Origin of the sequence: Bradyrhizobium sp. URHA0013, from assembly GCF_000518345.1 — a bacterium.
Taxonomy (GTDB): Bacteria; Pseudomonadota; Alphaproteobacteria; order Rhizobiales; family Xanthobacteraceae; genus Bradyrhizobium.
Window position 1 is genome coordinate 400,384 of sequence record NZ_JADK01000006.1, and the last position, 15,350, is coordinate 415,733.

Genomic DNA, 15,350 nt, shown 5'->3' on the forward strand with positions numbered 1-15,350 from the left:
GGCTTCGGGTTCATGATTTCAGAGGATCAATTGAAGCGCGTCGCTGCCTGGTCGCGCGAGCTCACGCAAGCGGAGATCGAGGTCGCTCGTGCCGGGATCACGGAGCGGTCCTACGGCACCGGCGAGACCGTCTTCATGCGCGGCGACACGTTCGACTATTGGGCCGGCATGGTCTTTGGGCTTGCCCGGATGGGCGGGGTCTCGCGCGACGGCAAGGAGACGAGTCTTGCCGGGCTGACGGCGGGGGCCTGGTTCGGCGAGGGCAGCGTGCTCAAGAACGAGCCGCGCCGCTATGACGTCGTCGCGCTGCGCAACAGCCGCGTCGCACTGATGGAACGCAGCGCCTTTATGTGGCTGTTCGAGAACAGCGTCGGCTTCAACCGCTTCCTGGTTCGGCAGCTCAACGAGCGGCTCGGCCAGTTCATCGGGATGCTCGAGGTCAACCGCACGCTGGATGCCACCGCGCGGCTTGCTCGCAGCATCGCCTCGCTGTTCAATCCGATCCTCTATCCGGAATCCACCGCGCATCTGGAGATCACCCAGGAGGAGATCGGCGCGCTTTCCGGCATGTCCCGCCAGAATGCCAACCGCGCGCTGAACCGGCTGGAGAAAGAGGGCTTGCTCCGGCTGGAGTATGGCGGCGTCACGATCCTCGATATCGAGCGGTTGCGCAGTTACGGGGATTAGCGCCCATTGGCGGGGGCGTGCACCGGCCAGAGGTCAGCGCGCCAGCGCACCGCGATCGCCGTCATTGCGATGAACCCCGAGACGGCATAGAGCGACCCCGTCGCGGTATAGCCGATGATGTCGATCAGGCTGCCGGCCGCGAGGAGCCCAATCGGCAGGCCGTAGATCACCATCATGCGCACGCCCATGACGCGGCCGCGAAGATGTGCGCTGGCCGTCCGCATCAGGATCACGGCAGCTGATATCATCGACATGCTCTGGGCGATGCCGGCGAGCACAAGGCAGGCCATCGCCACCGGCATGGTCCTGATCTCGACGAACACCAGCAGCATGGCGTACCAGGCCAGCGTCGCGCCGATCAGGAGCCGGGCAATGCGCACTCCGCTGACGAGGCTGAGCGTGATGGAGCCGATCAGCGAGCCGACGGCGAAGCTCGCGGAGAGATAACCGAGGCCGGTCTGGTCGGTATGAAAGATGTCCCGCGCGATGTAGGGCAGCAATCCGCCGGTGAAGGGAAAGGCGGTCAGGTTGGCCAGGAAGGCGACGCATAGCGCCGCGCGCATCCCCGCGCCATTCCAGGCGTAGACGATCCCTTCCTTCAGATCGCCCAGCAATCTCCAAACGGCGCGGCTGTCTGCCGGAAGGTCAGTTGTGGCAATGGTCCGTTCCGGCCGGGTCAGGCAGAGCATGAGCAGCGCGGCCACGAAATAGAGGCAGACGATCACCACGTAAACGAGGCCAATACCGAGGACGGCAAATAACCCCGCGCCTGTCAACGCGCCGGCGATGCGCGCGCTGTCCTGGGTCGTGCGCGCAACGCTGATGGCGCCCACCAGTTGCTCGCTCGGCATGATCTCGGCAAGCAGCGCGCCGCGAACGCCGAGATCCGAGGGGCGAATCAGGCCCATGATTGCGACGATGATCATGACGCCTGGCGGGGTCAGATGACCGGTCAGTGCCAGAGTCATGATGGTCGACGCGAGCACCATATAGGCAAGACGCATCGCGACCAGGAGATCGCGATGACCCATGCGGTCACCGATCATGCCGAACACCGGCGCCACCAATGTCCCGACGAACTGGAGCGATGCGAGCACGGTGAGCAGCAGCACCGAGCCGGTCTCGACCATGATGTACCAGCCGAGCACCAGCGTCTCGATCTCGAATGCCCAGGAGGTGAGCAGGTCGGACGGCCACTGGAAACGATAATTGCGGATACGAAATGGCGCGAGCGCGGAGGGGCGTGCGGGTGTGCTCAAGGCGCGATGGCGCGTATCACGGCGATTCCCTTGCCTTGTTGTTTCTTCTTCTGTGCGAGACCGTAGCGCCGGTGACGCTTGTGTCAATCGGGGGCAGCTGCAGGCCGCTCCCGCGCTCTGCTCCTAGCTCGCAGCGGTTCTCGATTTCCGCTCCAGGAGCGCAGTGGCCATCGCCGAGATCAGCGGTCGCATGAAGTAGGCTTCATCGGCAGGCGAGACGTCGGTCCGCAGGCCGTGCGCCGCGAGCTCGCCCGAGACAGCAGGTCCCACTGACGCGATCAGCGTCCGCTCCAGGCCTGCGCGCAGCTTCGCCTCGCTGCCATGTGCCTTCGCGGCCTCAATCAGGCGGCGCACCTGGCCAAGATTGGTCAGCGCGATCGAATCGATTCGCCCGGCGGCCATCTCGTCGATCGCGGTGACGATGTTGGCATCCGCCGCCTTGGAATCATAAGCATAAGGCAGCACGGCATCGACCTCGGCACCTTGCGCGGCAAGCGCATCGGTCAGCGCATTGTGATCCTTGTCGGGATAGAGCTGAAGGCCGAGGCGGTGCCCCTTCAGATCGAGCTTGCCGAGCATCTCGATCACGCCGTCGGTGGTCGGCTTCTCTGTGGTCCGCTGCGCCTCGAGTCCGATTTCGCGCAGTGCCTTGCCAGGCTTGGGGCCGCGGGTGAACTTTCGTGATCTGGCAAGCGCCGCCACGAGAGCCTGGTCGAGCCCTCGCGCGATGGCGAGCTTCATGATCCGCCGCAGCCCTTCGCCGGTCATCAACACGAGGTCGTCGAAGGGCTTGTCGATGGCGCGGCGGATCCAGGCCTCGACCGGGGCGGGGTCTGGTGCATCCTGGATGGTGAACATCGGGCATTGCACGACCTCGGCGCCTTGCTCGGCCAGCAACTTCGAAAACTGCGCCTCCTCGCGCGTTTCCAGGATCAGGATGCGGGTGCCGTTCAAGCGGTCGGCCATGAGCCTACTCCGGTCAGTCAAAGCAATCGTACGTTCATCCTGACTCCACCGTCGGGATTGGCGCAAGGTGGGGTCGGTGATAGAGCAGGGCGCAAATCGCGGGGCGTTCCGCAGCCGCTGCCCAAACCTTCATCAAGGCCCATGCCAGATCATCAATATGTCCTGACCCTGTCCTGTCCGGATCGTCCCGGCATCGTCTCGGCGGTGTCGACCTTCCTGGCGAATTCCGGACAGAACATCCTCGACGCCCAACAGTTCGACGACACCGAGACCAACAAGTTCTTCATGCGGGTGGTGTTCACCGCCGCCGATCTCGCCGTGGAGCTGTCGGCGCTCCAGACCGGCTTTACCGCGATCGCCGAGCGTTTCGGCATGGAATGGCAGATGCGCGATCGGGCCGCGCATCGCAAGGTGATGCTGCTGGTGTCGAAGTCCGATCACTGCCTGGTCGACATCCTCTATCGCTGGCGGACCGGCGAGCTGCCGATGACTTTGGCCGCAATCGTCTCCAACCATCCGCGCGAGGTCTATGACGGGCTCGATTTCGGCGGGGTTCCGTTCCACTATCTGCCTGTTACGAAAGAGACCAAGCGCGAGCAGGAGGCGCAGATCCTCGACCTCGTCGCCAAGACCGGGACCGATCTCGTCGTGCTCGCCCGCTATATGCAGATATTGTCGGACGATCTCTCTGCTAATCTGTCGGGACGCTGCATCAACATCCACCACTCGTTCCTGCCGGGGTTCAAGGGCGCAAAACCCTATCACCAGGCCCATGAGCGTGGCGTCAAGCTGATCGGCGCCACCGCGCACTACGTCACGCGCGACCTCGACGAGGGCCCGATCATCGACCAGGACGTCGAGCGCATCAGCCATCGCGACACGCCTGAGGATCTCGTCCGAAAGGGTCGCGACATTGAGCGCCGCGTGCTGGCGCGCGCGATCCGCTACCATCTCAACGACCGCGTCATCCTCAACGGCCGCAAGACCGTGGTGTTCGTGGATTGAACTCACCTCTCACCGCAAGCGGCGAGAGGGGCATGACTTAACGCAACGCAGCGCCGGACGCTGAGCCCGTTGCGCCCTTTTGCGCCTGCTCCTCCTTTTCGCGATCCGCTGCCGGCATCAGCCGCTTGCGCTCTCGCTCCTTCATGAAGGCATCGTATTGCGGCGTGCCCGCCCGCGGCGGGGCGTCCGCCGGCAAGCCGCCGGCCCATTGCGGGACGTAGTCGCCCATGCCGGACGAGAGCTTTTCGTTGACGGTGCCGCAGCCGGACAGGCCCGCGGAGAGCGCGAGGAGGATCAGGAGGGAACGGGCGGATCTGGGCATTGTACGGAGGCGAGGTCAGCGTGTTGGACGCCAGGTCAGGCTGTCGTCGGGAGAGTAGCCTTCAACAGGTAAAATAGACTTATTCGAGGTAGGTAATTTGGTACCAGAGGCTACCTACTCAGACCTTGCCGATGTTCAAATTCTGCAAACAAAAGACCAAATCCTCCATGCACCCGGCCGGCGGCGCTTCTAGACTGCGGCAACGTCTCGCGACAGAGTGGTTTGGTCGGAGATGGGGCTTTTTCGTTGACAGGTCCATTTTGTTTGTACAATCGTACAAATGATGGCGACCACGATCACGATACCGGGGTTACCCGGACGTGACCCGGTATCGCTTCTGCCGTTGGCAATCGGAAGGCTCGGCTTGCGCCGAAAGGTCGCCAAACGTCCGATTGACAATAACGGCGCGAAAGACGCCATGTGGCGCGACATCACGCGTGCGTGAGCTCGATTTAAGGCAAGGACCGGGCACTCGGTCCGGCGCACAAGAGATCAGGAATGAAGGGGAGGGACATCTGATGTTCGAACGCAAAAAACTGTCTCATAAGACTGCCTGGGCCGCAGCAGCGGCCGCCATCGTGGGCCTTACGGCCGTCCTTCCGGCCAAGGCCGAGGATAGCGTCAAGGTCGGTCTGATCCTGCCGATGACCGGCGGCCAGGCCTCGACCGGCAAGCAGATCGAGAACGCGATCAAGCTCTACATGCAGCAGAAGGGCGACACCGTCGCCGGCAAAAAAATCGAGATCATCCTCAAGGACGATGCTGCGATTCCCGACAAGACCAAGACCGCCGCGCAAGAGCTGATTGTCAACGACAAGGTCCATTTCATCGCCGGCTTCGGCGTCACGCCGGCCGCGCTCGCGGCGGCGCCGCTGGCCACGCAAGCCAAGATCCCGGAAGTCGTGATGGCCGCCGGCACCTCCATCATCACCGAGCGCTCGCCCTATATCGTGCGCACCAGCTTCACGCTGGCGCAGTCCTCCACCATCATCGCCGACTGGGCGGTGAAAAACGGCATCAAGAAGGTGGCGACCCTGACCTCGGACTACGCGCCGGGCAATGACGCGCTCAACTTCTTCAAGCAGAACTTCACCGCCGGTGGCGGCGAGGTGGTCGAAGAGGTGAAGACGCCGCTTGCCAATCCCGATTTCGCACCGTTCCTCCAGCGTATGAAGGATGCCAAGCCTGACGCGATCTTCGTGTTCGTGCCGGCCGGCCAGGGCGGCAACTTCATGAAGCAGTATGCCGAACGCGGACTCGACAAGGCGGGCATCAAGGTGATCGGACCGGGTGACGTGACGGACGACGACCTCCTCAACAACATGGGCGACGCCGTGCTGGGCACGGTCACTGCACACCTTTATTCCGCGGCGCATCCCTCGCAGATGAACAAGGATTTCGTCGCGGCCTACAAGAAGGCGTACGGAAACCGGCCGGGCTTCATGGCGGTGAGCGGCTATGACGGCATTCATCTGATCTACGAAGCACTGAAGAAGACCAATGGCGACACCGACGGCACCAAGCTGGTCGAAGCCATGAAGGGCCAGAAGTGGGAGAGCCCGCGCGGCCCGATCTCGATCGACCCCGAGACCCGCGACATCGTGCAGAACATCTACATCCGGAAGGTCGAGAAGGTCGACGGCGAGCTCTACAACGTCGAGTTCGCGACCTTCGAGGCCGTCAAGGATCTCGGCAAGACCAAGAAGTGACGCGCGAAAGCGCGTCATCCCCGAGCGCGCATTAGCGCGCATCGGGGATCTCGCCCGCCACTCTCGTCATGCCCGGGCTTGACCCGGGCATCCACGCGAGAGTCGAACCAGGAACGTGGATGGCCGGGACAAGCCCGGTCATGACGATAACGCCAAGCTGAGACGATGACCTCAATCCTCACCAACCTGTTCGATGGCGTTGCCTACGGCATGCTGCTGTTCGTGCTGGCTTGCGGGCTCGCGGTCACGCTCGGCTTGATGAACTTCGTCAACCTCGCCCATGGCGCCTTCGCCATGGCCGGCGGCTATGTCTGCATGGTGCTGGTCAACCGGATGGGCTGGCCATTCTTCGCTGCATTGCCGCTTGCCTTCGTCTCCTCTGCTGCGATCGGCATTGTGCTCGAGCGCACGCTGTACCGACACCTCTATGCGCGCAGCCATCTCGACCAGGTGCTGTTCACGATCGGCCTCACCTTCATGTCGGTCGCGGCCGTCGACTACATCCAGGGCTCGTCGCGGGTCTTCATCAATTTGCCGGCGGCGCTTCAGGGCCAGTTCGACGTGTTCGGCGTCGGCGTCGGCCGCTACCGGCTGATGATCATCGTGATCTGCGGGCTGCTCACCATTGCTCTCCAGATGGTGCTCGCGAAGACGCGGTTCGGCAGCCGTCTACGCGCCGCGGTCGATGATCCCCGCGCCGCGAGCGGCCTCGGCATCAACGTGCCGCAGGTGTTCGCCTTCACATTTGCTTTTGGTTGCGGCCTGGCTGGTCTCGGCGGCGCGCTGAGCGCCGAGATCCTCGGCCTCGACCCGTATTTTCCGCTGAAGTTCATGATCTACTTCCTGATTGTGGTCACCGTCGGCGGCTCGTCCTCGATCACCGGCCCGTTTCTGGCCTCGCTGCTGCTCGGCATCGGCGACGTCGCCGGCAAATATTACGTCCCGAAGATGGGACCTTTCGTGATCTACACCATGATGATCGTGATCCTGATCTGGCGCCCGAACGGCCTGTTCGGCCGCACGGCCGCGCGTTGAGTTCGCCGATGAGCGCCTCCTCCGACGTCGGCTATCACGCCCAGCGCCAGGCACGCTGGCATTATGGCGAGGCCGCTTTCTGGCTGATCGTGCTGGGCTGCGGCTTCGTATTTCCCACGCGTTATTTGATCATGACGGACATCCTGCGGCTCGCGCTGTTTGCGATGTCGCTCGATCTGATCCTCGGTTACGCCGGCATCGTCTCGCTCGGCCATGCAGCCTTCTTCGGCGCCGGTGCTTACGCGGCGGGGCTTCTCGCGCTGCATGGGATCATCAACGAGCCCGTGCTTGCGCTTGTCGTCGCAGGCCTTGTCGCGATGGTGCTCGGCTTCGCCACCAGCTTCCTGGTGATCCGAGGCGTCGACCTGACGCGGCTGATGGTGACACTCGGCATCGCGTTGTTGCTGGAGGCGCTGGCCGAACGCTTCTCCAACATCACCGGCGGCACCGACGGCCTGCAGGGTATCGAGATGCAGCCGATCTTCGGTGAGATCCCGTTCGACATGTTCGGCAAGACCGGCTTCTTCTATTCGCTCGCCGTTCTGTTCCTGTTGTTCCTGTTCGCCCGCCGCGTCGTGCATTCGCCGTTCGGGCTGTCGTTGCGGGCGATCAAGAACAATCCGCTGCGCGCGGCCGCGATCGGCATTCCCGTCAACCGCCGCCTGATTGCGATCTACACACTCGCGGCGTTCTATGCCGGCATCGCAGGCGCACTGTTCACCCAGACCACCGCGATCGCCTCGCTCGACGTGTTCGCCTTCGAGCGCTCGGCGGACCTGATGCTGGTGCTCGTGATCGGCGGCACCGGCTATCTCTATGGCGGCCTGATCGGCGCGGTGCTGTTCCGCATGCTGCAGGAGTTGTTCTCCACCATCACCCCGCAATACTGGCAGTTCTGGATCGGGCTCGTGCTGGTCGTGATCGTCCTGGTCGGCCGGCAGCGCCTGCATCGCTGGATGCTGTATGTGCCCAATCTGGTCATCAAGCAGATAGCCGGGCGCAAGGCCGTCGTCGCCGTGCCGGAGAGCGACGCATGATCATCGCGCTCGAAACCCAGAATCTCGAAAAGCAGTTCGGTGGTCTGCGCGTCACTCGCGACTTGTCGCTAAAAATCGAACAAGGCGCCCGCCACGCGCTGATCGGCCCGAACGGCGCCGGCAAGACCACGGTCATCAACCAGCTCACCGGCGTGCTCAAGCCGAACTCGGGCCGCATCCTGCTCGAAGGCCAGGACATCACCGATCTGCCCGTGCACAAGCGCGTATTGCGCGGCTTGTCGCGTACCTTCCAGATCAACCAGCTCTATCCCGACCTGACCCCGCTCGAGACCATCGGTCTCGCTGTCTCCGAGCGCCTCGGCCATGGCGGTGACTGGTGGCGGCGGATGGGTACGCGCAGCGACGTCAACGGCGAGATCGCCGACCTCCTGACACGCTTCCACCTGCTTGACGTCATGAACGAGCAGACGGTGACGCTGCCTTACGGCAAGCAGCGCCTGCTCGAGATCGCGGTCGCGATCGCCGCCAAGCCGCGCGTGCTGCTGCTGGATGAGCCCGCCGCCGGCGTGCCTGAGAGCGAGCGCCATGACATTCTCGCCGTCGTTGGCAGCCTGCCGCGCGACGTCACGGTGCTGCTGATCGAGCACGACATGGACCTCGTGTTCTCCTTCGCCGACCGCATCTCTGTCCTGGTCTCCGGTGCGCTGCTCACCGAAGGACCGCCCGAGCAGGTCGCGCGCGACCCGCAGGTCAAGGCGGTCTATCTCGGCGAGGAGGCGGTCAATGTCTGACCTGCTCGCGATCGACTCGCTTCGCGCCGGCTACGGCGAGGCCGTGGTGCTGCCGAACATGTCCCTGCGTCTCTCCGAAGGCCAGGTGCTGGCACTGTTGGGGCGCAACGGCACCGGCAAGACCACGCTGATCAATTCGATCGTCGGCGTCACCCGTCGCTTCTCCGGCAATGTCCGGCTGGCCGGTAGCGACGTCACGACTTTGCGGCCGGACCAGCGGGCGCGCGCCGGGATCGGCTGGGTGCCGCAGGAGCGCAACATCTTCCGCTCGCTCACGGTGGAGGAGAACATGTCCGCAGTGGCCCAGCCCGGCCCCTGGACGGTCGAGAGGGTCTACGAGATGTTCCCGCGGCTGAAGGAGCGGCGGAGCAATTTTGGCAACCAGCTCTCCGGCGGCGAGCAGCAGATGCTGGCGATTGGTCGCGCGCTGACCCTCAATCCGAAAGTGCTTCTCCTGGACGAGCCGACCGAGGGCCTTGCCCCCATCATCGTCGAGGAGCTTTTGAAGGCGATCGGGACCATCACCCGGGCGGGCGGCATCTGCTCGATTATCGTCGAGCAGAATGCCCAAAAGATTCTGGGGCTGGCCGACCGTGTTGTGATATTGGAGCGCGGAACGATCGTCCACGACGCCCCGAGCGCCGCGCTGAAGGCCGACCCGTCGGTCCTCGAGCGCCACCTCGGCGTCGCAGGGGCGGCGGCCCACTAAAAATAACTGGGAGTAAGAAATGCAGCGAACCAAAGCCCCCTTCCGCGCCGACGAGGTCGGCAGCCTCCTGCGCCCCGCGAAGATCAAGGAAGCCCGCGCCAGGCTGGAGAAGGGCGAGATCTCGGCCGACGATCTGCGCAAGATCGAGGACATGGAGATCGAGAAGGTCGTGCATAAGCAGGCCTCGCTCGGCCTGAAGCTCGCAACCGACGGCGAATTCCGCCGCTCCTGGTGGCATTTCGACTTCCTGGCCAAGCTCACCGGCTGCGAAATGTTCCACCCCGACACCGGCATCCAGTTCGCGGGCGTCGAGACGCGGCATGACGCGGTGCGGGTGATCGGCAAGCTCGATTTCCCCGATGACCATCCGATGCTGGATCACTTCCGCTTCCTGAAGAAGGTCGCCGACCAGGCCCACGTCACCGCGAAGATGACGATCCCGTCGCCGGCGGTGCTGCACTTCCGTGGCGGCCGCAAGGCGATCTCCAAGGACGTGTATCCCGATCTCGACGCCTTCTACGAAGACCTCGGCAAGACCTATCGCAAGGCCGTGAAGGCGTTCTATGACGCCGGCTGCCGCTATCTCCAGTTCGACGATACCGTGTGGGCCTATCTCTGCTCGCCGGACGAATTGCAGAAGGCGCGCGAGCGGGGCGACAATCCCGAGGGTCTCCAGCAGATCTATGCGCGCGTCATCAACTACGCGCTGGCGGAGAAGCCCGCCGACATGGTGGTGACGACGCATGTCTGCCGCGGCAATTTCCGTTCGACCTGGATTTCTTCAGGCGGCTACGAGCCGGTTGCCGAGACCATGCTCGCCGGCACCAATTACGACGGCTATTTCCTCGAATACGACAGCGACCGCGCGGGTGGCTTCGAGCCGCTGCGCTTCCTGCCCAAGGGCAACAAGGTCGTCGTGGTCGGCGTCATCACCTCGAAATTCGGTGAGCTCGAGAAGAGGGATGACATCAAGCGCCGTCTCGAGGAAGCCGCCAAGTTCGCCCCGCTGGAGCAGCTCGCACTATCGCCGCAGTGCGGTTTTGCGTCGACGGAGGAGGGCAACGTCCTCTCCGAAGAGGAACAGTGGGCCAAGCTCAGCCTCGCCGTGGAGATCGCAAAGGAAGTGTGGGGCCAATAGGGCTCCACTCGCTCACTGTCATTCCCCGCGAAGGCGGGGAATCCAGTACGCCGCGGCTTCTCGGAGAATCGCTGACTTCTCGGCGTACTGGATCGCCCGGTCAAGCCGGGCGATGACAGCTGAGGGTGAGGCACACGCCCTTCATTTCTCCGCCAGATAAACCTCGCCCAGCAGCGACGAGTTCGACCACGGCACCTGCTTGTTCTTCGTGGTCGAGACCACCTCGGCCCGCACCCGCGTCAGCATCTGCTGCACTTCCAGGCCAGGCGTGCCGAGATGGCGGGAGAGCGCGGCAGAGAACGGCGAGTTGGCGCCTTCACCGTCGAGCGCGACCTGGCCCGGCGCAGTGGCGAAAGCGATCAGCGTGCCGGCGCCGAGCGTCGCGCCGGCGCCCAGGCTCGTTGGCGCTGCGAGGCCCGAGGCAGCTTCGATGGCGCGGTTGGTGCCAGCTGATGCAACCTGCTGTGCCATCGGATTATTGCGGCAGGCATCGAAGATCAAAATGTTGGTGCGGACCTGGTCGTCGAGGCCGGCCATGATCGTATCCATGTCGATCATCGCGTCCGTCATCCTCGCGCCCGACTTGAGCTCGACGTCGACGGGAATGAGATAGTTGCGACCCTCGACCTGCACGCCGTGGCCGGCATAGTAGACCACCACGATTTGCGCCCGCGCCGCCTCCCGCAAGAAGTCACGCGTCATCTTTTGCATCGCCGCGCGGTCGAGATCGACGCCTTCTGACACAGTGAAGCCGATGTTGCGCAGGCTCTTCGCAACGGCGCGCGCGTCATTGGGCGGATTGGGCAGTGCCTTGACATGCGCATAGGCGCCATTGCCGATGATCAGCGCCATGCGCGTGCCGCGCGCGGCCGGAGCAGGCGAGGGGGACGGCGCGGCACCCGTCTGCTGGGGAGCCGGTGCCTTTGCCGGCTCGCTCGTCGGTGACGGCGCATCGCGCGGGATCGGCACGCTAGCGTCGGTGACCAGCGACAGCCGCACCTTTGCCGTGGCCTGATTGGCCTTGCTGCCGGCATCGGAAGCCGTGATTGCCAACGTCGCCTTGTAGTCGTCCCTCGCGTGCGCGTAATCGCCTTTCGCCTCATAGGCCAGCGCGCGATGGGTGTAGCCCGAGACCAGAACGCTGTTCGGCGGCGTCATGATGTTGACGGGCGGTTTCTCTTTCGCGAGCCGGATCGCTTCGCTGCTGTCGGCAATCGCGCGATCGTAATCGCCTCTGACACGCCAGATCGCGGTCCGGTTGATCAGCGGCTGCGGCAGCGTCGGATCGAGCCGGATCGCCTGGTTGATATCGGCGAGCGCGCCGTCGAGGTCGCCGAGCGCCTCCTTCGCGATGCCGCGGTTCTGGTACGAGAATGCCGATCTGGGATCGGTTTTGATCGACATGTCGTAATCGGCAATGGCCTTGGCGTAGTCGCCCTTGCCGCGCCAGGCATTGCCGCGATTGTGGAATATGGTACCGCTCGGCGGGCCTAGCTTCAGCGCGTCATCGAAATCGGCAATCGCGATTTCGTACTCGCCTCTGTCGTAGTAGGCCGATCCCCTGAGATTATAGACTGCCTGGCTCGGCTGGAGCCGGATTGCTTCCGTGGCGTCGGTGATGACCCTTAGGTATTCGCCCTTCTTGTTCCAGCCCACCGCGCGCCAGAAGTAGACCGTTGCGAGCTGCTCGCCTTTGAACACCTTCAGCGCGATGATCTTGCTGCAGGCGTCGATCATCTGGTCCGCCGGCGTGGTGTCGGTGGTGCAGAGCGGCCCAAGCTGGTTGCGCGCCTGCGCAAATGCGGACGCCGACCAAAGGGTTGCGGCGAGCAGGCAGAGTGCGACGAGCGGACGACGCATTGGAGATGGGTCCCATAGAGGAGAGGCGTCTGTTGGTTGCGCGGCAGGGCCTGGTGGTTCACGGCCTCGCTGTTGTGCACACGGCAACGGCGGCGAACTCCATCCCCTATTCCCCCGGTGGGCAGATTTTGCTAGGAGGCGTTACCCAATCCTTCTGCCCACTGCGTCCCACTTCATGAAGAATGACGAAATCCTGAGCCAAATCACCGAGTTCTGCCGCAAGGCCGACATGGCGGAATCGACGTTTGGCCGGCGCGCGGTGAACGATGGGAAGCTTGTGCATCGCCTGCGCGAGGGCAAGCGCATCACGATCGACACGCTGGACCGGATCCAGGCTTATATGGCCGCATCGATGGCCGGCGGCGTGCCTCCCCCGCGGGGACTTCAGGTGCCGCCGGAAAAGCGCGATCCGCGCGGCAATTTCCGCTTCTTCGAGAACCGCCAGAAATACCTGCTGTTCGTCCACACTTGCAGTGAGAAGCGGGTGGTCGCCGAGCGCGTGGCGCTGGAGCTTGCCAGCATCCATCCGCGGCCCCCGGCGCTGCGCGTGTTCGATGCCGGTGTTGGCGACGGCACGGTACTGGCGCGCGTGCTGCGCGCGATGCACCAGCGCTTTCCGCACATGCCGTTCTATGTCGCCGGCAAGGAGCTCAGTCTCGAGGACCTCCGCCTGACGCTGGACAAGGTGCCGGATCGCATTTTCGAGCATCCGGCCTCGGTGTTCGTTTTTACCAACATGCTTTACGCGGAGGCGCCCTGGCTCACGCCGGCATCGCCCGCGGCGGCCGCCGCGACCGTCTGGCACGAGGTTCCCCTGCGGGGGGCTTCCTCGGGCGAGTTCGAGACGCAAATCGCGGAGTTGAAGCCGTTTTTGGAGCAGAACTGGCGCGCGGCGGTCAGCCCGCGCACGGGGATGCCGCTCTATGAGCGGCCTGTCGTGCTGGTGCTCTACCGTGAAGATCAGCGGTTTCTGCTCGATTCGACCATTCCACGGCCGGGCCAGGCCGAGGCCAATTTTGACCTCGTTATTGCATCCCAGCCATACCGCGCGCTGTCCTCGGTCAATTTCCGGGCAAAACGGATCATTGCGCCCCTGGCGCGGGCCTTGCGGGCAGGCGGCCGCCTGATCGGAATTCACTCCCACGGGCAGGACCCGGGCATGGAGATGATCCAGGCGATCTGGCCCGGAGAAAATCCTTTCTCGGTGAGCCGTCATGAGCTATTGCGCGCGGTGAAGTATGAGCTCGGCTCGGTGGGCCGCGACCTAAATTTTAATGCTTACGCAGATAACCGCTCGATCTTCAGGTATGATATGGAAGCGCTGCCCAACGAGGTGACAGGCACTATCGGAACCTCGACGGCCTTTGCAGCCTGGAATGCGGCGGTGTATGTCGCTCAGATTGAGGACGACCGGTTGACGGAAATGACTCAAAACGGCCGCACTCTGGATGCCGCCAGGGACGTGCTGCGAAAGTATAATGGGCTCTGGTTTCTCGACGAATCCTACGTCATCTCGCGCCGGCGTGATTGACATCATTCAAAGCTAAACATCGCAAACGCCCGCCAGCTAGCGGCGGAACAAGGGGTTACTGATGCGCGCGTCCTATCTCTTCACCAGCGAGTCCGTGTCCGAAGGCCATCCGGACAAGGTGTGCGACCGGATCTCCGACGAGATCGTCGATCTGTTCTACCGCGAAGGACCGAAAGCCGGCATCGATCCCTGGCAAATTCGCGCCGCCTGCGAAACGCTCGCGACCACCAACAAGGTCGTGATCGCCGGTGAGACCCGCGGTCCTGCATCCGTCACCAACGAGCAGATCGAAGGCGTCGTGCGCGCCGCGATCAAGGACATCGGCTACGAGCAGGAAGGTTTCCACTGGCAGAAGGCCGAGATCGAGATCCTGCTGCATCCGCAGTCCGCCGACATCGCGCAGGGCGTGGATGCGCTGCAGCCGGGCGAAGTCAAGGAAGAGGGCGCGGGCGACCAGGGCATCATGTTCGGCTACGCCACCAACGAGACGCCGGATCTGATGCCGGCACCGATCTTCTACGCCCACAAGATCCTGCGTCTCATCTCGGAAGCGCGCCACTCCGGCCGTGAGAAGGTGTTGGGCCCGGACTCCAAGAGCCAGGTCACCGTGCAGTACGAGAACGGCAAACCGGTCGGCGTGCGCGAGATCGTGGTGTCGCATCAGCATCTGGTCGAGGACATCTCGTCCAAGCAAATTCGCGACATCGTCGAGCCCTATGTGCGCGAGGCGCTGCCGAAGGACTGGATCACGGCGAAGACCATCTGGCACATCAACCCGACCGGCAAGTTCTACATCGGCGGTCCCGACGGCGATTCCGGCCTGACCGGCCGCAAGATCATCGTCGACACCTATGGTGGCGCGGCCCCGCACGGCGGCGGCGCGTTCTCCGGCAAGGATCCGACCAAGGTCGACCGCTCCGCGGCTTACGCGGCCCGCTATGTCGCCAAGAACATCGTCGCGGCCGGTCTTGCCGACCGCTGCACGTTGCAGCTCGCCTACGCCATCGGCGTGGCGCGTCCGCTGTCGATCTACATCGACACCCACGGCACCGGTAAGGTGTCGGAGGATCAGCTCGAGAAGGCCGCCGCCAAGGCGATGGATCTCACCCCGCGTGGCATCCGCAGCCATCTCGATCTCAACCGCCCGATCTACGCGCGCACCTCCGCCTATGGCCATTTCGGCCGTACCCCCGACAACGAGGGCGGCTTCTCCTGGGAGAAGACCGATCTCGTTGAAGCGCTCAAGCGCGCGGTCTGATCACCGACGTCATTCCCGGGGCGCCGCCACAGCGGCGAACCCGGAATTCTTCCATCGAGATTCCGGGCTCGCCTCTCCATGG

At 63.8% G+C, this 15,350-nt stretch carries 14 protein-coding genes; 10 read left to right on the plus strand and 4 right to left on the minus strand.

Translation table 11 applies throughout. From position 1 onward, the window contains the following. The first annotated feature begins 12 nt into the window (after positions 1–12). A complete protein-coding gene (locus tag N551_RS0109595; RefSeq protein WP_027566799.1) occupies positions 13–687 on the plus strand; it encodes a Crp/Fnr family transcriptional regulator in 675 nt (224 codons plus the stop codon). Here the strand turns inward: N551_RS0109595 and N551_RS0109600 are convergent. Continuing rightward, positions 684–1,946 carry an MFS transporter gene (locus N551_RS0109600; protein WP_027566800.1) on the minus strand — a complete coding sequence of 421 codons (1,263 nt, stop codon included), beginning with the start codon at positions 1,944–1,946 and terminating at the stop codon, positions 684–686. The genes N551_RS0109595 and N551_RS0109600 overlap by 4 nt on opposite strands. 123 nt (positions 1,947–2,069) lie before the next feature. Then, the gene (locus N551_RS0109605) at positions 2,070–2,912 is read right to left on the minus strand and encodes a uroporphyrinogen-III synthase (RefSeq protein WP_027566801.1); all 843 of its coding nucleotides are present in this window, start codon (positions 2,910–2,912) and stop codon (positions 2,070–2,072) included. Positions 2,913–3,053: 141 nt separating this feature from the next. Between N551_RS0109605 and purU the strand changes: the two genes are divergently transcribed. Continuing rightward, positions 3,054–3,917, plus strand: coding sequence for a formyltetrahydrofolate deformylase (gene purU, locus N551_RS0109610; protein WP_027566802.1), 864 nt, complete (start codon positions 3,054–3,056; stop codon positions 3,915–3,917). A gap of 37 nt (positions 3,918–3,954) precedes the next feature. Here the strand turns inward: purU and N551_RS0109615 are convergent, their stop codons facing one another. Continuing rightward, complete coding sequence (locus N551_RS0109615; RefSeq protein ID WP_027566803.1) at positions 3,955–4,239, minus strand: hypothetical protein; 285 nt, start codon at positions 4,237–4,239, stop codon at positions 3,955–3,957. A 518-nt stretch (positions 4,240–4,757) separates the two neighbouring features. Between N551_RS0109615 and N551_RS0109620 the strand changes: the two genes are divergently transcribed. The 6 genes from N551_RS0109620 to N551_RS0109645 all read left to right on the plus strand — a co-directional run bounded on the left by N551_RS0109620 (position 4,758) and on the right by N551_RS0109645 (position 10,619). After that, positions 4,758–5,948 carry an ABC transporter substrate-binding protein gene (locus tag N551_RS0109620; protein WP_027566804.1) on the plus strand — a complete coding sequence of 397 codons (1,191 nt, stop codon included), beginning with the start codon at positions 4,758–4,760 and terminating at the stop codon, positions 5,946–5,948. 165 nt (positions 5,949–6,113) lie between these two features. Next, on the plus strand, positions 6,114–6,983 hold the full coding sequence (locus N551_RS0109625; protein ID WP_027566805.1) for a branched-chain amino acid ABC transporter permease: 870 nt from the start codon (positions 6,114–6,116) through the stop codon (positions 6,981–6,983). An 8-nt stretch (positions 6,984–6,991) separates the two neighbouring features. Further along, on the plus strand, positions 6,992–8,020 hold the full coding sequence (locus tag N551_RS0109630; RefSeq protein WP_027566806.1) for a branched-chain amino acid ABC transporter permease: 1,029 nt from the start codon (positions 6,992–6,994) through the stop codon (positions 8,018–8,020). Beyond that, complete coding sequence (locus tag N551_RS0109635) at positions 8,017–8,772, plus strand: ABC transporter ATP-binding protein (protein ID WP_027566807.1); 756 nt, start codon at positions 8,017–8,019, stop codon at positions 8,770–8,772. The genes N551_RS0109630 and N551_RS0109635 overlap by 4 nt, the downstream gene beginning before the upstream one ends. Further along, positions 8,765–9,481 carry an ABC transporter ATP-binding protein gene (locus N551_RS0109640; RefSeq protein ID WP_027566808.1) on the plus strand — a complete coding sequence of 239 codons (717 nt, stop codon included), beginning with the start codon at positions 8,765–8,767 and terminating at the stop codon, positions 9,479–9,481. The genes N551_RS0109635 and N551_RS0109640 overlap by 8 nt, the downstream gene beginning before the upstream one ends. Before the next feature lie 19 nt (positions 9,482–9,500). Continuing rightward, positions 9,501–10,619 (plus strand): cobalamin-independent methionine synthase II family protein, encoded by a 1,119-nt coding sequence (locus N551_RS0109645; protein WP_027566809.1) that lies wholly within the window; start codon positions 9,501–9,503, stop codon positions 10,617–10,619. 141 nt (positions 10,620–10,760) lie between these two features. Here N551_RS0109645 and N551_RS0109650 read toward each other — a convergent pair whose 3' ends face one another. Then, positions 10,761–12,479: a caspase family protein gene (locus N551_RS0109650; RefSeq protein ID WP_027566810.1), complete on the minus strand. Its 1,719-nt coding sequence runs from the start codon at positions 12,477–12,479 to the stop codon at positions 10,761–10,763. Between the two features lie 175 nt (positions 12,480–12,654). Here N551_RS0109650 and N551_RS0109655 point away from each other — a divergent pair, with 175 nt between their 5' ends. Both N551_RS0109655 and metK read left to right on the plus strand, forming a co-directional pair. Then, positions 12,655–14,010: a hypothetical protein gene (locus N551_RS0109655; protein WP_027519010.1), complete on the plus strand. Its 1,356-nt coding sequence runs from the start codon at positions 12,655–12,657 to the stop codon at positions 14,008–14,010. 61 nt (positions 14,011–14,071) lie between these two features. Further along, the gene (gene metK / locus N551_RS0109660) at positions 14,072–15,268 is read left to right on the plus strand and encodes a methionine adenosyltransferase (RefSeq protein ID WP_027566811.1); all 1,197 of its coding nucleotides are present in this window, start codon (positions 14,072–14,074) and stop codon (positions 15,266–15,268) included. The last annotated feature ends 82 nt before the right edge of the window (positions 15,269–15,350 follow it).

Bases quoted from the DNA above. Each gene is read 5' to 3' on its own strand.
- N551_RS0109645 (WP_027566809.1), top strand. From the start codon at position 9,501: ATGCAGCGAACCAAAGCCCCCTTCCGCGCCGACGAGGTCGGCAGCCTC.
- N551_RS0109595 (WP_027566799.1), top strand. From the start codon at position 13: ATGATTTCAGAGGATCAATTGAAGCGCGTCGCTGCCTGGTCGCGCGAG.
- metK (WP_027566811.1), top strand. From the start codon at position 14,072: ATGCGCGCGTCCTATCTCTTCACCAGCGAGTCCGTGTCCGAAGGCCAT.
- purU (WP_027566802.1), top strand. From the start codon at position 3,054: ATGCCAGATCATCAATATGTCCTGACCCTGTCCTGTCCGGATCGTCCC.
- N551_RS0109635 (WP_027566807.1), top strand. From the start codon at position 8,017: ATGATCATCGCGCTCGAAACCCAGAATCTCGAAAAGCAGTTCGGTGGT.
- N551_RS0109655 (WP_027519010.1), top strand. From the start codon at position 12,655: ATGAAGAATGACGAAATCCTGAGCCAAATCACCGAGTTCTGCCGCAAG.
- N551_RS0109605 (WP_027566801.1), bottom strand. From the start codon at position 2,912: ATGGCCGACCGCTTGAACGGCACCCGCATCCTGATCCTGGAAACGCGC.
- N551_RS0109650 (WP_027566810.1), bottom strand. From the start codon at position 12,479: ATGCGTCGTCCGCTCGTCGCACTCTGCCTGCTCGCCGCAACCCTTTGG.
- N551_RS0109620 (WP_027566804.1), top strand. From the start codon at position 4,758: ATGTTCGAACGCAAAAAACTGTCTCATAAGACTGCCTGGGCCGCAGCA.
- N551_RS0109625 (WP_027566805.1), top strand. From the start codon at position 6,114: ATGACCTCAATCCTCACCAACCTGTTCGATGGCGTTGCCTACGGCATG.
- N551_RS0109615 (WP_027566803.1), bottom strand. From the start codon at position 4,239: ATGCCCAGATCCGCCCGTTCCCTCCTGATCCTCCTCGCGCTCTCCGCG.
- N551_RS0109640 (WP_027566808.1), top strand. From the start codon at position 8,765: ATGTCTGACCTGCTCGCGATCGACTCGCTTCGCGCCGGCTACGGCGAG.
- N551_RS0109630 (WP_027566806.1), top strand. From the start codon at position 6,992: ATGAGCGCCTCCTCCGACGTCGGCTATCACGCCCAGCGCCAGGCACGC.